Raw genomic sequence first — 15,018 nt, forward strand, 5'->3', positions numbered from 1 at the left:
TCTAAACCTCCGCCCGTTAGGTTCACAGCCTCCTGACAGTTTCCGAACAGCGGCGCCCTAACCTGTTCCCCGATCTTTGAGGAAGGGGGCTAGGACAGATGCCCTTCCGCTCAAAGCCGTAGTGCACGGCCGATCAAGGAGACACCATGTCACGAACCAAGAGAATCACCCTCGGCATCACCGCTGGCGCCCTGGCGCTGGGTGCAGGAATGGGAGTTACCGGGATGGCCTCCGCAGCCACTACCCCCAGCCCCAGCGCCACCTCGGGCACATCGACGGACAGCAGCGCCCCGACTGACGGCTTCCGGGACCACAAGGGGGGCCACGGCCAGATCGCTGCAGACCTTGCCACCAAGCTGGGCGTTGACGAAGCGAAGGTCACCGAGGCGATGCAGGCGTTCCGCGAGGCCAACAAGCCGACGACGCCGCCGACCGAGGGCACCAAGCCTGACCGCACCGCCCAGGACGCGGCGATGGCCAAGTCCCTTGCCGCGGCGCTCGGCGTCGAGGAGTCCAAGGTCACCGCGGCCCTGACGGAAATCCGCGAGGCGAAGCAGGCCGAACGCGCGGCCGCGCTGAAGACCAGGCTGGACACGGCGGTCAAGGACGGCACGCTTACCCAGGCCGAGGCCGACGCCGTCACGAAGGCCGTCGAGAAAGGCGTGATCGGAGGGGGTGGCCGCTAACGCCTGCTGAAACACATGAAAGGAGAGGAGCCCCCGGGAAAGTCCCGGGGGTTCCTCTCACCTCGCGGGAAACTAGCCCCGCTGCAGGGTCACGGTCCAGCTGCCGCCGGCATTCAGAGACGAGCACCGGAACTCCGTGGGTGAAGCCTTGCCGGCGGTCGGGTCAGTGTAGGAGCCGGAGGTTTCGAAGGTTCCGCTCTTCGCCTTGGCGGATGACTTGGTGCCGGGCTGGACCTCGGCGGTGGGGTACTTCTCCGTCACCTGCATTTCGCACACAGAACTGGCCTCGTCCAGGAGCTCCGCGTCCGCCGGCTGCGCGGCTTCCTCACTAGGGGAGGCAGGGCCCGGTGCGGCGGTGGTGGAAGCGGGAGCGGTGGCGGCCTGCTGGTCCGCGGACGGACCCGGCGCCGAAAGGGCAATGACGGTGCCCACCAGAACCACCGCCACGGCAGCAAGGAGGATGAGAAGCAGACGACGGCGGGACGCGCCATTGGGGGTGGGTGCAACGGACACGGCGTGCCTCTTTCGAAACGCTGGTCAGGGCCTGGAAGTGGCAGGTACCTGGCCCTGCAGTCACCCTCATTGGCGGCGGACGTTTCTGGCAGAATAACCGGCCGCGTTTCGGTCAACAAGGCATAGGGCGACCCGGCGCCGAAGCCTACAGCACCTTGCGGATGGTCTCCTCGAAGCTGGTGACGTGGTGCAGCGCCAGTTCCCCGGCCTTGTCCGCGTCCCCCTCGGCCACGGCCTTGAGCAGATCCACGTGCTCGTTGATGTGGCCGCTCACCGACGGGACCTTGTCCAGTACCAGGCACCAGATGCGGGTGGCCAGGTTGTCGTACCGGATCAGGGTGTCCTCAAGGTGCGGGTTGGCCGCGGCGCGGTAGATCAGGCGGTGCACGGTCAGGTCGTAGCGCATCAGCTCCCGGGACTGGGCGGGGGTGGGCGCCAGCTCCGAGATGGCCTTGGCGACGTCCAGCAGCTCCTCGCGCATGGCGGTGTTGGCCCTCTTGGCGGCCCGGCGTGCCGCGAGCGGTTCAAGCAGTTCACGGATTTCCGAGACATCGGCCAGTTCCGTGAAGTCCACGGTGGTGGCAAAGGTTCCCCGGCGGGGGTAGGACACCACCAGGTGGTCCACCTCCAGCCGCTTGATGGCTTCGCGCACGGGCGTGCGCCCAAAGCCGAGCTCAGTCGCCAGCTGGCCGTCATTGATCGGCTCACCGGGGCGGATGTCCAGCATGATCAGCTTGTCGCGCAGCTGCCGGTAGGCAGCCTCGGCCTGGGACAGCGATTCATCCTCGGCAGGCAGCACGGCGGGAAGGGCATTCACAGCGAGGCTCCGTTCATGGGCTCCAAGCGGAAGCGGATAGTCATTTTGCTTCGGCTATTGACTCTGTTGTGAGCTCAATCATACCATTGTCGTCATACTGATATATCAGTCCCAAGCTAAGTGGTATTTCATAAGGAGTATTCGTGGTTGAGCAGTTGAACGACCGACTTTCCGTAGTCGATCCCGAGATCCAGCAAGCAGTAGCCCGTGAGCTGGACCGCCAGCAGTCCACGCTGGAAATGATCGCCTCGGAGAACTTCGCTCCTGCGGCCGTTATGGAGGCACAGGGCTCGGTCCTCACCAACAAGTACGCCGAGGGCTACCCGGGTAAGCGCTACTACGGTGGCTGCGAGCACGTCGACGTCGTCGAGCAGCTGGCCATCGACCGCATCAAGGCACTCTTCGGCGCCGAGTTCGCCAACGTCCAGCCGCACTCCGGTGCGCAGGCCAACGCTGCCGCCATGTTCGCGCTGCTGAACCCGGGCGACACCATCCTCGGCCTGGACCTGGCCCACGGCGGCCACCTCACCCACGGCATGCGCATCAACTTCTCCGGCAAGCTCTACAACGTGGTCCCGTACCACGTCCGCGAATCCGACTTCCGCGTGGACATGGCCGAGGTTGAGGCCCTTGCCCTGGAGCACAAGCCGAAGCTCATCGTGGCCGGCTGGTCCGCCTACTCCCGCCAGCTCGACTTCGCCGAGTTCCGCCGCATCGCCGACCTCGTCGGTGCCTACCTGATGGTGGACATGGCACACTTCGCCGGCCTCGTCGCCGCAGGCCTTCACCCCAACCCGGTGCCGTACGCCGACGTCGTCACCACCACCACGCACAAGACCCTGGGCGGCCCCCGCGGCGGCGTCATCCTGGCCAAGGAGCAGTACGCCAAGAAGATCAACAGCGCAGTCTTCCCCGGACAGCAGGGCGGCCCGCTGGAGCACGTCATCGCCGCCAAGGCCGTGGCCTTCAAGCTCGCAGCATCCGAGGGCTTCAAGGAGCGCCAGCAGCGCGTCCTCGAAGGCGCCAAGCTGCTGGCCGAGCGTTTCCTGCAGTCCGACGTCGAAGCTGCCGGCATCACGGTGGTCAACGGCGGCACGGACGTCCACCTGGTCCTCGTTGACCTGCGCAACTCGGAGCTGGACGGCCAGCAGGCCGAGGACACGCTGCACCGGATCGGCATCACCGTCAACCGCAACGCCGTGCCGTTCGACCCCCGCCCGCCGATGGTCTCCTCCGGCCTCCGGATCGGTACCCCGGCCCTGGCCACCCGTGGCTTCGGCGCTGCCGAATTCACCGAGGTCGCCGACATCATCGCCAAGGCCCTGATCGGCGCCGCCGGCACCGGAACGCTCGACGACGACACCGCCGTCGAACTCCGCGCACGCGTCACTGCGCTCGCCGAGCAGTTCCCCCTGTACCCCCAGCTCAGCGGTGCCAATGACATCGCCGCATTCGAGAATGACATGATCGGAGCAGCCCAGTGAGCACGCACCACCTCCCGGAGCACCCGGAATTCCTGTGGCACAACCCGGACCCCAAGCCCTCCTATGACGCCGTGATCGTCGGCGGCGGCGGGCACGGCCTGGCCACCGCCTACTACCTGGCCAAGAACCACGGCATGACCAACATCGCCGTCCTGGAAAAGGGCTGGCTGGCCGGCGGCAACATGGCCCGCAACACCACGATCATCCGTTCCAACTACCTCTGGGACGAGTCGGCCGCCATCTACGAGCACGCCCTGAAGCTGTGGGAGATCCTGCCCGAGGAGCTGGACTACGACTTCCTCTTCAGCCAGCGCGGCGTGATGAACCTGGCCCACACCCTGGGCGACGTGCGCGAGAGCATGCGCCGCGTGGGCGCCAACAAGCTCAACGGCGTGGACGCGGAATGGCTGGACCCGCAGCAGGTCAAGGAACTCTGCCCGATCCTGAACATCCGCGATGACATCCGCTACCCGGTCATGGGCGCCACCTACCAGCCGCGCGCCGGCATCGCCAAGCACGACCACGTCGCCTGGGCCTTCGCCCGCAAGTGCGACGAGATGGGCGTGGACATCATCCAGAACTGCGAAGTCACCGGCTTCATCAAGGACGGCGAGCGCGTGGTGGGCGTCAAGACCAACCGCGGCACCATCAACACCGAAAAGGTGGGCCTCTGCGCCGCCGGCCACAGCTCGGTCCTGGCGGAGATGGCAGGCTTCCGGCTCCCCATCCAGTCCCACCCGCTGCAAGCACTGGTGTCCGAGCTCCACGAGCCCGTCCACCCCACTGTCGTCATGTCCAACCACGTCCACGTGTACGTCTCCCAGGCGCACAAGGGCGAACTGGTCATGGGCGCCGGCGTCGACTCCTACAACGGCTACGGCCAGCGCGGCTCCTTCCACGTGATCGAGCACCAGATGGCTGCCGCCGTCGAGCTGTTCCCGATCTTCGCCCGGGCACACGTCCTCCGGACCTGGGGCGGCATCGTGGACACCACGCTGGATGCCTCACCGATCGTGGGCACCACCCCGGTGGAGAACATGTTCGTCAACTGCGGCTGGGGAACCGGCGGCTTCAAGGGCACGCCGGCTGCCGGCCTGACCTTCGCGCACACCATCGCCACCGGCGCACCGCACAAGCTCAACAAGCCGTTCGCCCTGGAGCGCTTCGAAACCGGCGCCCTGATCGACGAACACGGCGCTGCCGCCGTCGCCCACTAGCCACGGTCCTTAAGAAAGAAGACGCACATGCTGCTTATCTCCTGCCCCAACTGCGGCCAGCGGGACGAAACCGAGTTCCACTACGGCGGCCAGGCCCACGTGCCCTACCCCGAGAACCCCAACGACCTCACGGACCGGGAATGGGCCGAGTACCTGTTCTACCGTGAGAACACCAAGGGCACCTTCGCCGAACGGTGGGTGCACAGCACCGGCTGCCGGCAGTGGTTCAACATGCTCCGCGACACGGTCACCTACGACATCCAGGCCGTCTACCCGATGGGGACGCCGCGGCCCGCCGCGCCCGTCCCCCCGGCAGCTGACACCGGCACCGCAAGCACGGGCCCCGCCAGCACCACCCCCCTCAGCCCCAGCACCGCCCCGGAAGGAGCGACCAAGTGACCTCCCAGAACGCGCGCCTCAGCACCGGCGGCCGTATCGACCGCAGCATCTCCTGGCGCTTCACCGTGGACGGCGAGGAATTCACCGGTCACCCGGGCGACACCCTGGCCTCCGCACTGCTGGCCAACGGCCGCATCGCCGCCGGCAACTCGCTGTACGAGGACCGCGCCCGCGGCATTCTGGCCGCCGGCGTGGAAGAACCCAACGCGCTGGTCCGGATCGAGGCCCGGTTCCCCGGTGACGTGGCCGAGTCCATGCTCCCCGCCACCACCGTTTCCCTCGTGGACGGTCTGCAGGCCGGCTTCCTGAACGGCCTTGGCAAGCTTGACCCGGCCGATGACCGCGCCGAGTACGACAAGAAGTACGTCCACACCGACGTCCTGGTGATCGGCGGCGGCCCCGCCGGCCTCGCCGCTGCCCGCGAAGCAGTCCGCAGCGGTGCCCGCGTCATCCTCATGGATGACCAGCCGGAACTGGGCGGTTCGCTGCTGTCCGGATCCACCGCTCCCGAACTGGCCGAGACCATCGAGGGCAAGCCCGCGCTGGAGTGGGTTGCCGACGTCGAGGCCGAGCTCGTCTCCGGCGCCGAAAGCACCGTGCTGAACCGCACCACCGCCTTCGGCGCGTACGACGCCAACTACGTCATCGCGGTCCAGAACCGCACCGACCACCTCACCAGCCCGGCCGCCGCCGGCGTCTCCCGCCAGCGGATTTGGCACATCCGTGCCAGCCAGGTTGTGCTGGCCCCCGGCGCCCACGAGCGTCCGCTGGTGTTCGAGAACAACGACCGCCCGGGCATCATGCTCGCCTCGGCCGTGCGCACTTACCTGAACCGCTACGCCGTGGCTGCGGGTTCGCGCGTGGTGGTCAGCACCACTAACGACAGCGCCTACGCCCTCGTCGCGGACCTGCGCGCTGCCGGCATCAAGGTCGCCGCCGTGGTCGACGCCCGCTCCAGCCTCACCCCGGTGGCTTCCGCCGCCGTCGAGGCCGGCACCCGCGTCCTCATCGGCAGCGCCGTGGCCAATACCGCCGCTGATTCCGACGGCCGGCTGAACAGCGTCACCGTCCGCAGCATTAACGACGACGGCGAACTCACCTCGGGCGTCGAAGAGATCGCCGCCGACCTGCTGGCAGTATCCGGCGGCTGGAGCCCGCTGGTGCACCTGCACTCACAGCGCCAGGGCAAGCTGCGCTGGGACGAGGACCTCGCTGCCTTCGTGCCATCCACCCTGGTCGCCAACCAGCAGACCATCGGCTCCGGCCGCGGCAGCTTCGACCTCGCCGACTGCCTGGCCGAGGGCATCTCGGCCGGCGCCGCCGCCGTGATTGCCGCCGGCTTCGAGTCCTCCGTCGAACCGTCTGTCCTGGCCGAGCCGAAGGCATCCGCCCCGACCCGCCAGCTGTGGGTTGTCCCCGGCCAGACCGGTACCCCCGACGACTGGCACAACCACTTCGTCGACTTCCAGCGTGACCAGTCCGTGGCCGACGTCCTGCGCTCCACCGGCGCCGGCATGCGCTCGGTTGAGCACGTCAAGCGCTACACCTCCATCAGCACCGCCAACGACCAGGGCAAGACGTCCGGCGTGAACGCCATCGGCGTCATCGCCGCGGCCCTCCGCCAGGCCGGCGAGGCTTCCCGTGGCATCGGCGACATCGGCACCACCACCTACCGTGCACCGTTCACCCCGGTGGCCTTCGCGGCACTGGCCGGACGCCAGCGCGGCGAGCTGTTCGACCCCGCCCGCGTCACCTCGATCCACCCGTGGCACGTCGCCCAGGGCGCCCTCTTCGAGGACGTCGGACAGTGGAAGCGGCCGTGGTACTACCCGCAGAACGGCGAGGACATGGACGAGGCCGTACTGCGCGAGTGCGCCGCCGTCCGCGACTCCGTGGGCTTCATGGACGCCACCACCCTCGGCAAGATCGAGATCCGTGGCAAGGACGCCGGTGAATTCCTGAACCGCATCTACACCAACGCATTCAAGAAGCTCGCCCCGGGGTCCGCCCGCTACGGCGTCATGTGCCTCGCTGACGGCATGATCTTCGACGACGGCGTGACCCTGCGCCTGGACGAGGAAACGTACTTCATGACCACCACCACCGGCGGTGCCGCCAAGGTGCTGGACTGGCTCGAGGAATGGCTGCAGACCGAATGGCCGGAACTCGACGTGCACTGCACCTCGGTGACCGAACAGTGGAGCACGATCGCCGTCGTCGGACCCAAGTCCCGCGACGTCATCGCCAAGGTCGCCCCGGAACTGGCAGCCAACGGCGGCCTGTCCGCCGAGGCCTTCCCGTTCATGACCTTCCGTGAAACCACCCTCGCATCCGGCGTGCAGGCCCGCGTTTGCCGGATCTCGTTCTCCGGTGAACTGGCCTACGAAATCAACGTGCCGTCCTGGTACGGGCTGAACACCTGGGAATCCGTTGCCGCGGCCGGTGCCGAGTTCAACATCACCCCCTACGGCACCGAGACCATGCACGTGCTGCGCGCCGAGAAGGGCTACCCGATCGTCGGTCAGGACACCGACGGCACGGTCACCCCGCAGGATGCCGGCATGGAATGGATCGTCTCCAAGGCCAAGGACTTCATTGGCAAGCGCTCCTACAACCGCATCGACCAGCACCGCGACGACCGCAAGCACCTGGTCAGCGTCCTGCCCGTGGACGGCTCGCTGAGGCTTCCGGAAGGAACCCAGCTGGTGGAGAAGGGCATCCCGGCGAACCCCGCCTACGGCCCGGTCCCGATGCAGGGCTTCGTGACCTCCAGCTACCACAGCGCCGCCCTGGGCCGCTCGTTCGGCCTCGCGCTGATCAAGAACGGCCGCAACCGGATCGGCGAGACCCTGGTGGCTGCCGCCGGCAACCAGCTCGTCGACGTAGTCGTGGCAGAAACCGTACTGTTTGACCCCGAAGGGACCCGCAAAGATGGCTAACACCGCAGCCTTCACAGGCATCAATGGACTCCGGGAAATCCGCCGCAGCCCAGCCTCCCACCTGGCCGAAGCATTCGAGACCGGGTCCGTGCAGGGAACCGTCACCCTCAAAGAGGGCCCGTTCCAGACCATGGCCGGCGTCCGGGTTGACCCGAACTCCGAGGCCGGCGCCCGGATCGGCTCCGTCACCGGCGGCCTGCCGGTGCGCTGCGGCGAGGTCCGCGGCACCGACCGGGTGAGCGCCCTTTGGCTCGGCCCGCAGGAGTTCCTGGTCGTGGCCCCGGAGGACGCCCACGACTCCCTGGGCGGGGACCTGATCGGCTCCCTCAAGTCCGCCCTGGGCGACGGCGCCGGGCAGGTGGTGGACCTGTCTGCCAACCGCACCACGTTCGAGCTGTCCGGCCCGCGGGCCCGCGCGGTGCTGGAAAAGGGCTGCGCCCTGGACCTGCACCCGCGCACCCTCAAGGCGGGCACCGCCCTGAACACCGAAGTGGGCAACATCCCTGTGGTCCTGTTCAAGGACGGGGAGGAAAGCTTCCGGCTGTTCCCCCGCGCCTCGTTCGCTGACTACCTGGGCCGCTGGCTCCTGGACGCAATGAGGGAGTTCGCTTCCCCCGAGGTGCCTTAATGGCGCTTAGCGCACTGGACCTGTTTTCCGTTGGCATCGGGCCGTCGTCGTCACACACGGTCGGCCCGATGCGGGCGGCAAAGCAGTTCGCCGACGGACTCAAGGGCGGCGGGCTGCTGAGCTCGACCACGCGGGTCCAGGCAGAGCTCTTCGGATCCCTGGGCGCCACCGGCCGGGGCCACGGCTCCGACAAGGCCGTGGTCCTGGGGTTGCAGGGCCTGGAGCCGGAAACCGTGGACACGTCCACCGCGGATGACCAGGTGGCCGCGGCCGCGCTCGACGCCGAACTCCGGATCGGCGGGGACCACCGGGTTGACTTCAACTGGGACGAGGACGTGGTGCTGCACCGGCGCAAGTCGCTGCCGGCCCACCCCAACGGCATGACGTTCCGCGCCCTGGACCACGCCGGCAGGGTGCTGAGCGAACGGAGCTTCTACTCCATCGGCGGCGGTTTCGTTGTTGACGGCGATGCCGACGCCGGCGCCAAGGTGGTGGCGGACGAGACCCCGCTGGCATATCCCTTCAGCACGGCCAACGAGCTCCTGGAGATCTGCCGCCGCGAAAACATGTCGATCTCCGACGTCATGCTCGCCAATGAGCTGGCATGGCGCAGCGAGGCGGAGCTCCGCGAGGAACTGCTGAAGCTGTGGGCCGTCATGCGCGAATGCGTGGAGAACGGCTGCTCCGCGGAGGGCATCCTGCCCGGCGGGCTGCAGGTGAAGCGGCGCGCGCCGCAGCTCTTCCAGACCCTGTCCAAGGACTCGGCCAGCACGGACCCGCTCCGCGCGATGGAGTGGGTGAACCTCTTCGCGCTGGCCGTCAACGAGGAGAACGCGGCCGGCGGCCGCATCGTCACCGCCCCCACCAACGGGGCAGCCGGCATCGTGCCGGCGGTCCTGCACTACTACGTGAAGTTTGTTCCTGGAGCGAACGACGACGGTGTGGTGCGGTTCCTTCTGGCGGCGGCCGCCGTCGGAATTCTGTTCAAGATCAACGCCTCCATCTCCGGCGCCGAGGTGGGCTGCCAGGGCGAGGTCGGCTCGGCCTGCTCCATGGCCGCCGCCGGGCTCTGCGAGGTGCTGGGTGGCACCCCCGCGCAGGTGGAGAACGCCGCCGAGGTGGGGATCGAGCACAACCTCGGCCTGACCTGCGACCCCGTGGGCGGCCTGGTGCAGATCCCGTGCATCGAACGGAACGCCATCGCCAGCGTCAAGGCCATCAACGCGGCCCGGCTCGCCCTGCACGGGGATGGCAGCCACAAGGTGTCGCTGGACAAGGCCATCAAGACCATGCGCGAGACCGGCGCCGACATGAAAACCAAGTACAAGGAAACCTCTCGAGGAGGCCTCGCTGTGAATGTAATTGAGTGCTGACCATGACTGCTATTCAGACTGAGTCGCGTGCCGCCGGGCAGTCCGCCAACAGCGTCGAGCACGTGCTGACCCTGGACTGCCCCGAAGGCCCGGGCATCGTGCACGCCGTCTCCGGCTTCCTGCTGGAATACGGCTGCGACATCATCGACAACAAGCAGTTCGGCGACCGCGCCGAAGGGCACTTTTTCATGCGGGTGCACTTCGCATCGGACGGCAACGAGTCCACCCTGGAGCAGCTTCGCGCCGGTTTCGCCCCGGTGGCGGAGAAGTACAACATGAAGTGGCGGCTGGAACGCAACGGCTCCCGCCGCAAGGTCCTGATCATGGTCTCCAAGTTCGGCCACTGCCTCAACGACCTGCTCTTCCGTGCCCGCGTGGGGGAACTGCCCATCGAGGTTGTGGGCGTCGTTTCCAACCACACGGACCACCAGGCCCTCGTGGACTGGCACGGCATCCCGTTCTTCCACATTCCCGTCACCGCGGACACCAAGCCGCAGGCCGAGGCGCGGCTGCTGGAAATCGTGGACGAGCTCGATGTTGAGCTGGTGGTGCTGGCCCGCTACATGCAGGTCCTCAGCGACGACCTGGCCCGGAAGCTGGACGGCCGCGCGATCAACATCCACCACTCGTTCCTGCCGTCCTTCAAGGGTGCCAAGCCGTACCACCAGGCCTACGCCCGCGGTGTGAAGACCGTGGGCGCCACCGCGCACTACGTGAACGCCGAGCTTGACGAGGGCCCGATCATCGCGCAGCAGGTCGTCGAGGTGGACCACACCTTCGGCCCCGAGGACCTGGTTGCCGCCGGCCGGGACACGGAGTGCAAGGCGCTCAGCAACGCCGTCCGCTGGCACTGCGAAGGCCGGATCATCCTGAACGGCAACCGGACCGTGGTCCTCAAGTAACAATGGTCCTGAAGTAGGGACGCTCTATCACTTCCTGCCGGGTATTACAGGACGCTCTTTCAGCTCCTGCCGCTTAACCGGAACCCTCCTGCAGTTTGATGCAGGAGGGTTCCGGTTAAGCGGTGAAAGGGTGAGAGAGCGTTTGAGGTTAAGCGGTGAAAGCTGAGAGAGCGTCGGTCAGAACGCTGCGGAAAGTGAGAGAGCGTTTAGACGCCGAGCTGTTCGCGGAGCGCCTGGACGTGGCCCTGCGCCTTGACCTGGTACTGGGCCAGCGTGACCTTGCCTTCGGGATCCAGGACCACGGTGGAGCGGACGATGCCCTCGTGCACCTCGCCGTCGATGAGCTTCTCGCCCCAGGCGCCGTAGGCCAGGGCAACGGCGTGGTCCTCGTCGGCCAGCAGCGGGAAGGTGAGATCGAAGTCGCCCGTGAAGGTGGCCAGCTTCTCCGGCGCGTCGGGGGAAATGCCCAGCACTGCGTAGCCCGAGCCCTGGAAGGAGGCCAGGTTGTCCCGGAAGTCGCACGCCTCGGTGGTGCAGCCGGGGGTGGCAGCCTCGGGGTAGAAGTACACGATGACGTTCTTGCCGCGGTAGTCGGCCAGCGCGGTCTGCTTGCCTTCTGCGTCCCGCAGGGTGAAGTCCGGCGCCTGGGTTCCGGGCTGGAGCTTGGTGGTCAGTTTGGGGCTCATGGCATTCCTTCTGATGGATCTGGGTCGAGCGAAAATCTGGTCAAGCAAAATCACTGATCTGCAAAATCACTGATCGGACTGAGATGGATAACAGCAGCCCTAGATGCTGTATTCCGCAGGGCCGCGCACGGTGGCTGCGGGCCCGCAGATGAAGCGGTAGCCGCCGCCGCGGACGGTGGCGATCGCGTGCCGGCCGCCGCACAGCTTCCGCCGCACCCGGCCCACGTACACGTCGATGGAGCGGGCGGCGGCACCGGGGCTGTCGCACGACTCCAGGAACAGCCGCAGCTCCTCCCGGTCAACGGTCCGCGAGCAGTGTTCCACCAGGTAGCGCAGCAGCTTGAACTCGACGCCGGTCAGCGGCACCCGCTCGCCGTCCAGCAGCACCTCGGACCGGGCCAGGTCCACAGCCACTTGGCTGACGTGCCCGGCCGACGGCGGGAGGTGGGCGGCGCCGCCGTCGTCCGTCTCCCGGGACTCCGCGTCCATTGGATCCTGTTGCGAGGGGTCCGGCTGCGGGGAATCGGGGGAGGACGACGGCGGCACTGTCGTTCCGCCGTCGGGCGCACCGTTGGGCGCCCCCTCCCCAGGGGGCGGGCCCGGGCGCGTCCCGGCGGCGGAAGTTGCAGCTCCGGCGGCGGGCCAGTGGACTTCCGCCTCCGGAGCAAACTGAAGGGCCCGTGCCAGCACCAGCTCCGCGGCCCGGGCCAGGACGTCGGGATCGATGTCCTGGCCCTCGGGGGGAGCTACCCAGACGGCCAGGCCGTGGGCCTTGGCGCCCCAGGGGGCCGAAGTGCCGCGCGGTGAATGGGCATGCACAGCCACCGCGCGGCCCTCAGATGCCGCCGCGGCGGATCAGCTTGCCACCGGGGGTCCTGCCGTCCACCACGCTGCCGCGCAGGTAGGTGCGGCGGACCACGCCGGAGAGAGCCTTGCCGTCGTACGGGGTGATGGGGTTCTTGTGCTTGAGCTTGGACACGTCCACCACGAAGGCCTCGTCCTGGGCGAAGACGGCGAAGTCGGCGTCGTACCCCAGCGCCAGCTGGCCCTTGTTGGAGAGCCGGGCCAGGGACGCGGGCTTCTCGGCCATCCACGACACCACCTGCTCCAGCGGAATGCCGCGGTGCCGGGCCTCGGACCAGATCAGGGACAGGCCCAGCTGCAGCGAGGAGACGCCGCCCCAGGCCACGGCGAAGTCACCGTTTTCCAGATCCTTCAGATCCAGCGTGCTGGGGGAGTGGTCGGAGACGATGCAGTCGATGGTGCCGTCCTGCAGGCCCTGCCAGAGGAGCTCGCGGTTGGAGGCCTCCCGGATGGGCGGGCAGCACTTGTACGCCGTGGCGCCGTCGGGGATCTCCTCGGCCATGAGCGTGAGGTAGTGCGGGCAGGTCTCCACGGTGAGGTGCACGCCGTCGCGCTTTGCCGAGGCGATCATCGGCAGCGCGTCGGAGGACGAGAGGTGCAGGATGTGGGCGCGGGCGCCGGTCCAGCGGGCGCGCTCGATCACCTCCGCGATGGCCTTGTTCTCGGCGCCGCGGGGGCGGGAGGCCAGGAACGTGGAGTAATGGGCGCCGCCGGGGTGGGGCGCGTGGTCGATGGCGTGGGAGTCCTCGGCGTGGACGATCATGAGCGAGTCGAAGGACTTCAGCTCGCGCATGTCCTCCTCCATCTCGTCCGCGTCCAGGTGCGGGAACTCGTCCACCCCGGAGTGCAGCAGGAAGCACTTGAAGCCGAAGACGCCCTCATCGTGCAGCGGGCGAAGGTCGGACTTGTTGCCGGGGATGGCGCCGCCCCAGAACCCGACGTCCACGAACGCCTGGTCCTCGGCCACCTCGCGCTTGAGCTTGAGGCCGTCGACGTTGGTGGTGGGCGGGATGGAGTTCAGCGGCATGTCGATGATAGTGGTGACGCCGCCGGCGGCCGCGGCGCGGGTGGCGGACGCGAAGCCCTCCCACTCGGTGCGGCCGGGCTCGTTGACGTGGACGTGGGTGTCCACCAGGCCGGGGATCAGGGTTTCGTCGTCGGCGAGTTCCACCACCTCGTCCCCCTGCAGGCCATTGCCGAGCGGCTCGAGGGCGACGATCTTGCCGCCGCGCACACCCACTTCACGGGCGGCGATTCCGGCGGTGGTGAGGACGCGCCGGCCCCGGATGACCAGGTCAAAGCGTTCTTCAGACATTCAGGGGCTCCTTCGTGTTCGCAGTGTCGGTCACGTGCACGCCAATGTGCTGACCCAATTCCTCAAGCAGGCGTCCTGCTTCGGCTATACATATCTCTACATTGCTCTCCAGCGCCGTCAGGGGATAGACCTGCCGGAAGCCGGAGTTCTGCTGCTGTTCGGGCGAGAGCGTGGTGCGGCCGCAGACGGCAACCACCGGTACGGCGGCGGCAGCTGCCGCGCGGGCAACGCCCATGGGCGTCTTGCCCAGCAGGCTCTGTTCGTCGAGGCTGCCTTCGCCGGTGATCACCAGGTCCGCGCCGGCCAGGCGGTCGGCGAGCCGGGTGAATTCAAGTACGACGTCGATGCCCGGCCGCCGTGATGCCGCCAGTGCCGCGATGGCGGCGTAGCCGACGCCGCCGGCTGCCCCGGCGCCCGGCGCGCTGGCGGCCTTGACCGCCCGCGGCCCGATCTCCGCGGCGAGGACCTGGACGAAGTTGGCCAGGGCGGCGTCCAGTTCGCCGACGTCGGCGGCGGTGGCGCCCTTCTGTGGTCCGAAGATCGCGGCTGCGCCTTCCGCTCCGAGCAGCGGGTTGTCCACGTCGCTCGCCAGGATGAAGCGGGATTCCTCCAGCCGGGTGTCGAAGCCGGAGAAGTCGATTTCCGCCAGGTCCGCGAGGGCGGCGCCGCCGAGGGGCAGTTCGTTGCCGGCGGCGTCGAGCAGCTTCGCGCCGAGCCCCTGCAGCACCCCCGCACCGCCGTCGGTGTTGGCGCTGCCGCCGACGCCGAGGATGATCTGCCGGCAGCCGGCGTCGAGCGCCGCGCGGATCAGTTCGCCGGTGCCCAGGCTGCTGGCAGTCCGGGCCGTTACGGAATCCGGCCGCCCGCCGTCGTAGTTGGGAAGCACCGCCAAACCGGAAGCCGCGGCCATTTCGATCACGGCCTCCCGGCCGCGGACCGCGAACTCGGCCGTCAGCGGCTGTCCGGTGGGGCCGCTGACCACGGCACGGCGGCGGGTGAAGCCGGAGCCGACGGCGGCGTCGAGGGTGCCCTCGCCGCCGTCGGCCACGGGAATCCGCAGTACCTCAAGTGAGCGCCGTCCCTCATGGCTGACGCCGTCCGCTGTGGCGGAACGCAGCCCGGTTTCAAGGTGCCGGGCCACGTCAGGGGCGGAGAGTGAGCCCTTGAACTTGTCCGGCGCGATCACGATGCGCAT

The 15,018-nt window shown here is 68.1% G+C and carries 14 protein-coding genes; 8 read left to right on the forward strand and 6 right to left on the reverse strand.

The features are described from left to right. Window positions 1–146: 146 nt before the first annotated feature. Entirely contained in the window at window positions 147–686 is a 540-nt protein-coding gene (locus tag BWQ92_RS12740) for a hypothetical protein (RefSeq protein ID WP_076799981.1), read from the forward strand. 72 nt (window positions 687–758) lie between these two features. On the opposite strand, the gene BWQ92_RS12745 is transcribed toward BWQ92_RS12740, so the two are convergent. Then, on the reverse strand, window positions 759–1,199 hold the full coding sequence (locus tag BWQ92_RS12745) for a hypothetical protein (protein ID WP_076799983.1): 441 nt from the start codon (window positions 1,197–1,199) through the stop codon (window positions 759–761). A gap of 145 nt (window positions 1,200–1,344) precedes the next feature. Continuing rightward, on the reverse strand, window positions 1,345–2,016 hold the full coding sequence (locus BWQ92_RS12750) for a GntR family transcriptional regulator (protein ID WP_076799985.1): 672 nt from the start codon (window positions 2,014–2,016) through the stop codon (window positions 1,345–1,347). Between the two features lie 143 nt (window positions 2,017–2,159). Here BWQ92_RS12750 and glyA point away from each other — a divergent pair, with 143 nt between their 5' ends. Genes glyA through purU form a run of 7 tightly spaced genes read left to right on the forward strand, consistent with a single transcriptional unit; the run spans window position 2,160 to window position 10,958 of the window. Then, complete coding sequence (gene glyA, locus BWQ92_RS12755) at window positions 2,160–3,500, forward strand: serine hydroxymethyltransferase (RefSeq protein WP_076799987.1); 1,341 nt, start codon at window positions 2,160–2,162, stop codon at window positions 3,498–3,500. Further along, complete coding sequence (locus tag BWQ92_RS12760) at window positions 3,497–4,717, forward strand: sarcosine oxidase subunit beta family protein (protein ID WP_076799989.1); 1,221 nt, start codon at window positions 3,497–3,499, stop codon at window positions 4,715–4,717. Before glyA ends, BWQ92_RS12760 begins: the two co-directional genes overlap by 4 nt. Window positions 4,718–4,744: 27 nt before the next feature. Continuing rightward, a complete protein-coding gene (locus BWQ92_RS12765; RefSeq protein WP_076799990.1) occupies window positions 4,745–5,116 on the forward strand; it encodes a sarcosine oxidase subunit delta in 372 nt (123 codons plus the stop codon). Beyond that, complete coding sequence (locus BWQ92_RS12770; protein ID WP_076799992.1) at window positions 5,113–8,055, forward strand: sarcosine oxidase subunit alpha family protein; 2,943 nt, start codon at window positions 5,113–5,115, stop codon at window positions 8,053–8,055. Before BWQ92_RS12765 ends, BWQ92_RS12770 begins: the two co-directional genes overlap by 4 nt. After that, on the forward strand, window positions 8,048–8,683 hold the full coding sequence (locus BWQ92_RS12775; protein WP_076799994.1) for a sarcosine oxidase subunit gamma: 636 nt from the start codon (window positions 8,048–8,050) through the stop codon (window positions 8,681–8,683). The genes BWQ92_RS12770 and BWQ92_RS12775 overlap by 8 nt, the downstream gene beginning before the upstream one ends. Then, the gene (locus BWQ92_RS12780) at window positions 8,683–10,056 is read left to right on the forward strand and encodes an L-serine ammonia-lyase (RefSeq protein ID WP_076799996.1); all 1,374 of its coding nucleotides are present in this window, start codon (window positions 8,683–8,685) and stop codon (window positions 10,054–10,056) included. The genes BWQ92_RS12775 and BWQ92_RS12780 overlap by 1 nt, the downstream gene beginning before the upstream one ends. 2 nt (window positions 10,057–10,058) lie before the next feature. Continuing rightward, window positions 10,059–10,958, forward strand: coding sequence for a formyltetrahydrofolate deformylase (purU, locus tag BWQ92_RS12785; RefSeq protein ID WP_076799999.1), 900 nt, complete (start codon window positions 10,059–10,061; stop codon window positions 10,956–10,958). Between the two features lie 206 nt (window positions 10,959–11,164). On the opposite strand, the gene bcp is transcribed toward purU, so the two are convergent. From bcp to BWQ92_RS12805, 4 genes are all read right to left on the reverse strand, one after another. After that, window positions 11,165–11,644 carry a thioredoxin-dependent thiol peroxidase gene (gene bcp / locus BWQ92_RS12790; protein ID WP_076800001.1) on the reverse strand — a complete coding sequence of 160 codons (480 nt, stop codon included), beginning with the start codon at window positions 11,642–11,644 and terminating at the stop codon, window positions 11,165–11,167. Window positions 11,645–11,743: 99 nt separating this feature from the next. Next, window positions 11,744–12,469 carry a winged helix-turn-helix domain-containing protein gene (locus BWQ92_RS12795; protein WP_076800002.1) on the reverse strand — a complete coding sequence of 242 codons (726 nt, stop codon included), beginning with the start codon at window positions 12,467–12,469 and terminating at the stop codon, window positions 11,744–11,746. Between the two features lie 10 nt (window positions 12,470–12,479). Further along, entirely contained in the window at window positions 12,480–13,823 is a 1,344-nt protein-coding gene (gene allB / locus BWQ92_RS12800) for an allantoinase AllB (RefSeq protein WP_076800004.1), read from the reverse strand. Then, window positions 13,816–15,018, reverse strand: a complete 1,203-nt coding sequence (locus BWQ92_RS12805) for a glycerate kinase (RefSeq protein ID WP_076800006.1) — start codon at window positions 15,016–15,018, stop codon at window positions 13,816–13,818. The genes allB and BWQ92_RS12805 overlap by 8 nt, the downstream gene beginning before the upstream one ends.

Origin of the sequence: Arthrobacter sp. QXT-31 (assembly GCF_001969265.1) — a bacterium.
In the GTDB taxonomy this organism is placed as follows: domain Bacteria; phylum Actinomycetota; class Actinomycetes; order Actinomycetales; family Micrococcaceae; genus Arthrobacter.

Coding starts and splice junctions, on each gene's coding strand:
- purU (WP_076799999.1), top strand. CDS start 10,059: ATGACTGCTATTCAGACTGAGTCGCGTGCCGCCGGGCAGTCCGCCAAC.
- BWQ92_RS12740 (WP_076799981.1), top strand. CDS start 147: ATGTCACGAACCAAGAGAATCACCCTCGGCATCACCGCTGGCGCCCTG.
- BWQ92_RS12765 (WP_076799990.1), top strand. CDS start 4,745: ATGCTGCTTATCTCCTGCCCCAACTGCGGCCAGCGGGACGAAACCGAG.
- BWQ92_RS12775 (WP_076799994.1), top strand. CDS start 8,048: ATGGCTAACACCGCAGCCTTCACAGGCATCAATGGACTCCGGGAAATC.
- BWQ92_RS12805 (WP_076800006.1), bottom strand. CDS start 15,018: ATGCGCATCGTGATCGCGCCGGACAAGTTCAAGGGCTCACTCTCCGCC.
- bcp (WP_076800001.1), bottom strand. CDS start 11,644: ATGAGCCCCAAACTGACCACCAAGCTCCAGCCCGGAACCCAGGCGCCG.
- allB (WP_076800004.1), bottom strand. CDS start 13,823: ATGTCTGAAGAACGCTTTGACCTGGTCATCCGGGGCCGGCGCGTCCTC.
- BWQ92_RS12780 (WP_076799996.1), top strand. CDS start 8,683: ATGGCGCTTAGCGCACTGGACCTGTTTTCCGTTGGCATCGGGCCGTCG.